This window comes from Bifidobacterium pseudolongum subsp. globosum, from assembly GCF_004155535.1.
Lineage (GTDB): Bacteria > Actinomycetota > Actinomycetes > Actinomycetales > Bifidobacteriaceae > Bifidobacterium > Bifidobacterium pseudolongum_C.
The window spans coordinates 331,567-338,329 of the sequence record NZ_RYUH01000009.1 but is presented as its reverse complement, the minus strand read 5'-3'; the positions used below and the strand labels follow the sequence as shown (position 1 = coordinate 338,329).

7 protein-coding genes and 2 tRNA genes are annotated in these 6,763 nt (G+C 64.7%); 1 reads left to right on the top strand and 8 read right to left on the bottom strand.

The features are described 5' to 3' along the window. Positions 1–171 precede the first annotated feature (171 nt). Positions 172–360, top strand: a complete 189-nt coding sequence (locus PG2093B_RS04150; protein WP_207214996.1) for a hypothetical protein — start codon at positions 172–174, stop codon at positions 358–360. A gap of 42 nt (positions 361–402) precedes the next feature. On the opposite strand, the gene PG2093B_RS04145 is transcribed toward PG2093B_RS04150, so the two are convergent. The 8 genes from PG2093B_RS04145 to PG2093B_RS04110 form a co-directional block, all read right to left on the bottom strand. Next, a tRNA-Asn gene (locus PG2093B_RS04145) sits at positions 403–478 on the bottom strand. 383 nt (positions 479–861) lie between these two features. Continuing rightward, positions 862–937 (bottom strand) — tRNA-Asn (locus PG2093B_RS04140). An 87-nt stretch (positions 938–1,024) separates the two neighbouring features. Further along, positions 1,025–2,068 (bottom strand): tRNA (adenosine(37)-N6)-threonylcarbamoyltransferase complex transferase subunit TsaD, encoded by a 1,044-nt coding sequence (tsaD, locus tag PG2093B_RS04135; RefSeq protein WP_129897414.1) that lies wholly within the window; start codon positions 2,066–2,068, stop codon positions 1,025–1,027. A gap of 18 nt (positions 2,069–2,086) precedes the next feature. After that, the gene (rimI, locus tag PG2093B_RS04130) at positions 2,087–2,587 is read right to left on the bottom strand and encodes a ribosomal protein S18-alanine N-acetyltransferase (RefSeq protein WP_129897413.1); all 501 of its coding nucleotides are present in this window, start codon (positions 2,585–2,587) and stop codon (positions 2,087–2,089) included. Further along, the gene (gene tsaB / locus PG2093B_RS04125; RefSeq protein ID WP_129897412.1) at positions 2,584–3,399 is read right to left on the bottom strand and encodes a tRNA (adenosine(37)-N6)-threonylcarbamoyltransferase complex dimerization subunit type 1 TsaB; all 816 of its coding nucleotides are present in this window, start codon (positions 3,397–3,399) and stop codon (positions 2,584–2,586) included. The genes rimI and tsaB overlap by 4 nt, the downstream gene beginning before the upstream one ends. Positions 3,400–3,457: 58 nt before the next feature. Beyond that, complete coding sequence (gene tsaE, locus PG2093B_RS04120; RefSeq protein ID WP_129897411.1) at positions 3,458–4,063, bottom strand: tRNA (adenosine(37)-N6)-threonylcarbamoyltransferase complex ATPase subunit type 1 TsaE; 606 nt, start codon at positions 4,061–4,063, stop codon at positions 3,458–3,460. 9 nt (positions 4,064–4,072) lie between these two features. Beyond that, complete coding sequence (holA, locus tag PG2093B_RS04115) at positions 4,073–5,041, bottom strand: DNA polymerase III subunit delta (RefSeq protein ID WP_129897410.1); 969 nt, start codon at positions 5,039–5,041, stop codon at positions 4,073–4,075. 42 nt (positions 5,042–5,083) lie between these two features. Beyond that, a complete protein-coding gene (locus PG2093B_RS04110; protein WP_165369701.1) occupies positions 5,084–6,736 on the bottom strand; it encodes a ComEC/Rec2 family competence protein in 1,653 nt (550 codons plus the stop codon). Positions 6,737–6,763: the final 27 nt, after the last annotated feature.

The following is a 6,763-nucleotide window of genomic DNA, read 5'->3' as shown; positions in this document are numbered from 1 at the left end:
ACCATGCACGACCAGACCGGCATGCCGCAGCGATACGGCACCGGCATCGAATGGAACGACTTCCACAGGAGCACGCCATGGCAAGACAGCAACTAGTCAAAAGGACACACATTTTGGCGTATAACCCCATTCCTCGCTTCGTATTTCGACGTGCTATTCGCGATCAATGGCATGACGCATCCGGGCGAAAAGCGGCAGCTGGGCATCGCCGAACGCGATTGCCGCGTGTTGCCGGAGGATTTCCGTTCCGGTTTCGACACACTGTTCGCATCGATGTTCACCGACACCGCGAAGCTCGACAGCACCATCGCACAGCTGGCGCGCAATCTGTCCCGTTGCGTGGAACAGGCAGCCTCGTAAAGCTGGACAGGCATACAAAAAAGCCGCCCGGAGGCGGCTTGATGGCTCCTGCGACTGGGCTTGAACCAGTGACCGTCCGATTAACAGTCGGATGCTCTGCCAACTGAGCTACGCAGGAATACTGCACGCCGAATCACTTCAGCGCAACGAAAAGACAATATACATGCTTCATACATACAAAGCAAATCGGCGTGTCGCAACGGGCTCCATGCGCGTACGGCACGCCGACTGCTCCTCTCTTCCTGTCGACCTTGACGACCCGTCCCCATTGGGGTGGATGAGGCTCCTCCACTACATTCCCTCAGGTCTGGCTGTGCCTCTCGATCGCTGTGATACCAGCCGATGCTCCACAGGTCCGGTCGATGGATCCCACTCTACCGCCTGTGCATCCACAGGCGGCCACGGAATCGCAAACCCATACAATTCCTTCGAATATCCACACCATCCACGCATGTTCACTCATATCGCGATATGCAAAAAAGCCGCCCGGAGGCGGCTTGATGGCTCCTGCGACTGGGCTTGAACCAGTGACCGTCCGATTAACAGTCGGATGCTCTGCCAACTGAGCTACGCAGGAATACTGCACGCCGAATCACTTCAGCGCACAAGAAAAATAGTATACACGCAAATCCATTGATTGCAACTCGGCGTGTCCCACCGCGCCTTACATGGAGATTCGGGTAAGAGGCATCGCCGAATCAATCGGGAAATCCAACGGTGACGGGTGCACACCGGCTTCCACAAGGTTCACACCGAGCATGGCGACCATGGCGCCGTTGTCGGTGCACAGCGCGCGCTCGGGCAAGCGCACATCCACACCGTGCCGCTCCCCTTGCTCGAGCAGCGCCGCACGCAATTGCGAGTTCGCGGAGAACCCGCCGCCGACGATGAGCGTGTCCGAACCGTACTGTTCGCACCCCCGCATCGCCTTCGTGGCGAGCACATCGGCCACCGATGCGGCGAGCGAGGCGCACACGTCGTCGACCGGCACCGCTTCACCCGCGGCTTGACGTTGTTCGATCCACCGCGCCACGGCTGTCTTGACGCCCGAGAAACTGAAATCATAGGGGTGGCGTTTGCCGGCGTTGCCTTGGGTCAGCCCCTGCGGCACACGGATCGCATGGGGGTCGCCCCGACGTGCGTGCTCATCGATGTGCGGGCCGCCCGGATAGGGGAAACCAAGCAGTCGTGCCACCTTGTCGAAGCATTCGCCCGCAGCATCGTCGAGCGTGGTGCCCACCACGTCGATATGCCGTGCGATGTCATCGACATGCAGCAATGACGTATGGCCGCCGGAGACGATGAGCGCCATCGTGTTGGCGGGTAGCGCACCGAACTGCAACTGTGTGACAGCCACATGACCGATGACGTGGTTGACGCCGTAGATGGGTTTGCCGGCCGCCCATGCGAGCGCCTTGGCGCCGGAGACGCCGACGGCGAGGCATCCGGCCAGCCCTGGTCCGGCGGAGACCGCAATGGCGTCGATGCCGGCCAGATCGAGACCGGCGTCGGAGAGTGCTTTGCTGACGACCGGGGTGAAGGCCTGGGCGTGGGCGCGTGAGGCGATTTCGGGGATGACGCCGCCGTAGCGTGCGTGTTCGTCCATGGATGAGGCGACGACGTTGGATCGCAGGGTGTGTCCGGTGACGACGGCGGCTGCGGTTTCGTCGCATGTTGATTCGATGCCGAGAATGGTTGGTTGGCTCATGGTGGCTCCGTGTGGTGGTCAGGCGTGGGTGGGTTGGAATCCGATGGTACGGGGGTTGAGGTCGAGGCTCATGGTGTACGCGTCTATGCCTTCGGGCTGGTAGTAGCGTTTGCGCAGGCCGAGGCGCGTGAATCCGTTGTTGGCGTAGAGGGCGAGTGCCGGCGTGTTGTCGACGCGCACTTCAAGGAGGATGCGTTCGGCGTGGTCGGCGTTGGCCTGGTCGATGATCTGCCGGAGGAGTGCCCGCCCGATGCCGTGGTGTTGGTGTTGCGGCGCCACCCCTATGGTCATGATCTGGGTGTCGTAGCCGTCGAACCAAGTGCCGGCGTATCCGCGTATGGCGGGAATGCCGGTGGTGGTTGCGGGGTCGATGTCGGCCCAGTAGGCGCGGGCCGGCGCGTTGAGTTCCTGACGGATGGCGTTGGGGCTCCATGCGCTGGGGCCGAAGAGTTGGGATTCGAGTTGGCTGATCTGCGTGATGGCCTGGTCTTGGTCGAGGGTGGCGAGGTTGACGATCATGCGGCGTCCTTGGTGGCTGGCGCGTGGTTGAGGACGTGTTTGAGTGGGTTGGGTACGCTGACGTCTGGGCGGCGCAGGTAGAGGGGCTCGACGGGTTGCGCGGTGGTGCGGTTCTCGGCGAGGTGAGCGAAGAGAGCGAGCCCGGTGGCGCCGAGGTCGAGCGCGGTGAGGTCAAGGATGGCGCCGGGGTTGTGCAGGGCGGCCCAGTGTTGTGTGTAGGTGTGGGCGCCGTGGCCCATGATGTCGATGGTGTATTGGGTGCCAGGGTGGTGCTGTTGGAGGTCGCGTATGGCGTGGTTGACGCGTATGGCGATGTGCTCGGGGTAGTCGATGTCCATGGGGATCACTGCGGTTGGTGCGCCGCTGGTGTGGCTGTAGAGCGCGAAGTAGAGCTGTTTGCGGCGCGCGTCGTTGACGGCGAGGGTGAGAGGTGTGCATGTGGCGGTCGCGTCGATGGCTGCCGTGGCCTCCGCTGGCAACAGCGTGGTGATTCGGGGGTTGTGGCGGCGTGCGGCGTCCATGGCCGCGGCGCAGGGTTCGAGGTCGTCTTGGCCGAGCAGTTCGGCTCCGGTGGCGAAGGCGATGGCCCGTGCGGTGACGATTCCGGCGCGCAGGCCGGTGAAGGGCGCCGGACCGGTGCCGACGACGATGCGGTCCAGATCCTGCGGGGTGATGCCGGCTTGCGCGCAGGCGGCGGCGATGTCCACTTGGAGGCGTTCGACGTGGGTGCGTGAGTTCTGTTCCTGGATGGGTTCGTGGCCGACGATGCCGACCGTGGATCCGTATGCGGTGTCGATGACGAGTGTGTGCATGGTGGGTTTCCTGCGGTTGTGTAACTGGTGTGGTTGGTTGCTGGTGGTGGGTGGGGCGTTACGCCTGCCGCTCCCCCGTGGTTGGCATGTCGGGAAGATCGTGCATGAACCGGTCCCAGTAGGGGCCGATGGGCGTGAGCGTGACGATGCGTTCGCCCGCGCTTGTGGGTTCCACGGCGATGTCCGCCGCCGTGGCATCTGGCGCCGTTGCGTGGAAGGGCCGGTCGATATGCACTTCGAGTCGTTCGTCGGCGAGCGCCGCGGCCATTTGCTCGCCCCATTCCATGAGGATGACGGTATGGGTGCCGGGTTCTTCGAGTTCCTCATCGAGGCCGAGGCTTTCGAGTTCGTCGAGGAGGCGGTTCACGCTGTCTTGCCCGGGCGCGTAGTCGGTGCCGCCGAGCCGGTAGGCGTCCACATGGATCAGGCGTGCGGGCGTGCCATCGGCGAAGTGGCCGTCGAGTTCGCGGGCGATGGTGAAGGTGGGCGAGACGATTGGCTCGTCAATGCCCAGCCCGGCGCCGAATCCCTGGGCGAAGGTGGTTTTGCCGGCGCCCAATGGCCCCGACAGGAGGATGACCTCTCCCCCGTGCATGTGGTTGGCGAGGTGTGCGCCCAATGCGCGCATGTCGGTGGCGGTTGCAGCGGTGATGGTGGTGTGCATGCGGTGTCCTTATGCGATGCCTTTTCGGCTGATGAGTTCGATGACGTGTTCGAGTGCGTAGATGGGGTCCGAACCGTTGGTTTTGCATTGTTCGTCCGCCCATGCGAGCTGGCTGAAGCATTGCGCCATGCCCGCGGATGTCCATCCGGGCAGTTGTTTGGACGCGTTGCGCAGCATCCATGGCGCCATGTTCGATTCGGCTTGTGTGATGGTTCCGGCGCGCACGGCCGAGGCTTTGGCCATGGAGCGCAGTTTCATCGCGAGCGCGCCGATGAGCGCGATGGGTTCGGTGCCTTGGCTGATGGCGGAGCGCATCATGATGACGGCTTGGGCGCCATGGCCGGCGAGCGCCTGGTCGGCCATGGCGAATCCGGTGACCTGAGGGTCGGATATCAGGTATTGGTTGACTTGGCTCAGGGTGATGGGGTTGGTGTCGAAGTCGAAGCAGAGCTGTTCGATCATGGCGGCGAGTTCGCCCGGGCGTTCGCCGAGCACGCTGGCGAGTTGTTGGGCTGCTTGTGGTTCCACGGTGCGGCCGCGTTGTTCGAAGCCTTGGAGGGTGAAGTTGAGGCGTGCCTGTGGTTTGTCGAGTTTGGGGATGTCTTCGAGGACGGCATGCAGGCGGGTGAGGCTGTCGATCAGCCGTTTGCCTTTGGCTGACCCGTTGTGGCTGACGATGACGAGGGAGCCGTCGGTTTCGCCGTGGGGGTTGCGGCAATGGTCGATGATGGCTTGCGCGAGTGGTTCGTCGCAGTCTTCGGCGTGGTTGACGATGACGGCGGCGCTGGGGCTGAGCAGCGAGGGGCTTGTGGCTTCCTCGAAATCGTATCGGCTGCTGTCTTTGGCTTCCAGTTCGATCAATTCGCTGTCCGGGTGGGCGTCAAGCCATTGACGGGCGTGGCGCCGTGCGGCGAGGCGGTTGAGGTATTCGTCGCCGCCGCGGATGATGACGCAGCGGGGTGTGTGGTGTGCTGCCATATGTTCAATGTCGCCGTATCGTTGGACAATCCGCATGCGTGTTCACTCCTTGCTGTGGCTCCATGGTATGTCCATGAGCATGGTGGCCGTCTGCCGCCACCACCGGCGTGCAGCGTCCACTGGATGCATGGCGTACAGCCTCCCGCGCCGGCCCCGGCGGCGGACCAGGAGGATGATGGCGTGCAGGTGGTGCAGTGCGATGAGCAGGGCAGTGCCGACGGTGAGCGCGCCGAGCATGAGCAGCATACCCGGGGCCCCTTGCGCCCACGGGATGCATCCATCGTCCGCCGTGCCGAACAGGCCGGCCGCCAAAGCGATTGGACGTGTGCACCATGAGGCGACCGTGGCGAACATGGGGGCGACTGGCGGGCACACTGTGACGCAGAGGCAGGCGAGCAGACCGGTGATGGTGGCCAGATCGGTGAACGGCGCCACCATGAGGTTCGCCGGGATGGACCAGAGGGGCACCTGCGGGCTGATGAGGATCTGTACCGGCAGGGTGAACACCTGCGCGCTCACCGTCATCGCGAGCGCCTGCGCGGCGCCACGTGGCATCCACCGTGCACACCATGCCTGGATGCGTGGCATCATCATGGCAATGCCGCACACAGCGGAGCATGACAGGGCGAAGCCGAAGTTCGCGGCGCGCGTGGGGTCGGTCAACAACGCGAACATGGTGGTCCAGCACAGCGCGTGCATCGTCTGGCACGGGCGTTTGCACAGTGCATAGCCGACGGCGAACACGCTCATGGCCAGTGCGCGCGTGACCGACTGCCCGGGCACGAGCAGCATCGTCAATATTCCGGCGGTGGCGAGGCGTAGCATGGCGAGCACCCCACGCGGCAGGCGCGCCAAGGCGCCGATGATGGTGCACAGACGTGCGATGAGCGCGTAGTGGCCGCCCGACACGGCCATGACGTGCATGATGCCCGCTCGCTTGCAACGCTCTTCCAGTTGGCGTGCGTAGGTCTCGTCGACGCTGGCGCCGGTGGGAATGTCCTGTCCGAGCAGGCCGAGGGTGACGCCAGGCACGAGCACACGGCCCTGGTCGTCCAAGCGGGCGGTGACGGCGAAGAAGCGTGTGCGGAGTGTTTCGACGCCATGCCACCATGGCGGCGCCGCCTCATGCATGGTGGCCGTGTGCGCGGTGAGGATGATGCGGGTCGTGTCCCAGGCGGCGCGCTGTGCGGCGCCACGCACGGTGTAGCGCGCGCCTTGTTCGATCATGGCGCACACGCGCCCGTTCGCCTGCAGTGTCGCTGATGCGTGCGCGGATTGTTGCACGCCGTCCAACACCGCTTGTTCGACCGTCACGTCGACGGCGCAGTCGGCCTCGCGGCCATTGGCGCGCAGGGCGGGTGCGGTGGTGCGCACACGGTAGATGCCCAGGGCCGCTCCCTGTGCGCTCGCCGCATACACCGGGTCAGCGGCGCGCATGGCCGTGTGGGTCACAGCGGCCATGGCGCCGAGCAGCAGGCCTGCGAGTGCGAGCATCAGGACGGTCGCGGCGCGGCGTGCGAAGGCGGCATGGTTGCGGGTCACATGCGCCATCCATGCCGCGAGCGCCATGCCACCCACCGAGCACACGAGAACGGCCGCCACCGTGATCAGGGGGCGCGTGTTGTGGGGCTGCATGAGCGGTGCGGCGGCGAGCGCGGCCGTCCACATACCTGCGGCCGCTGGCAGCAGACGCATGTCACGGCCGCCGTGTTCCCGATCCGT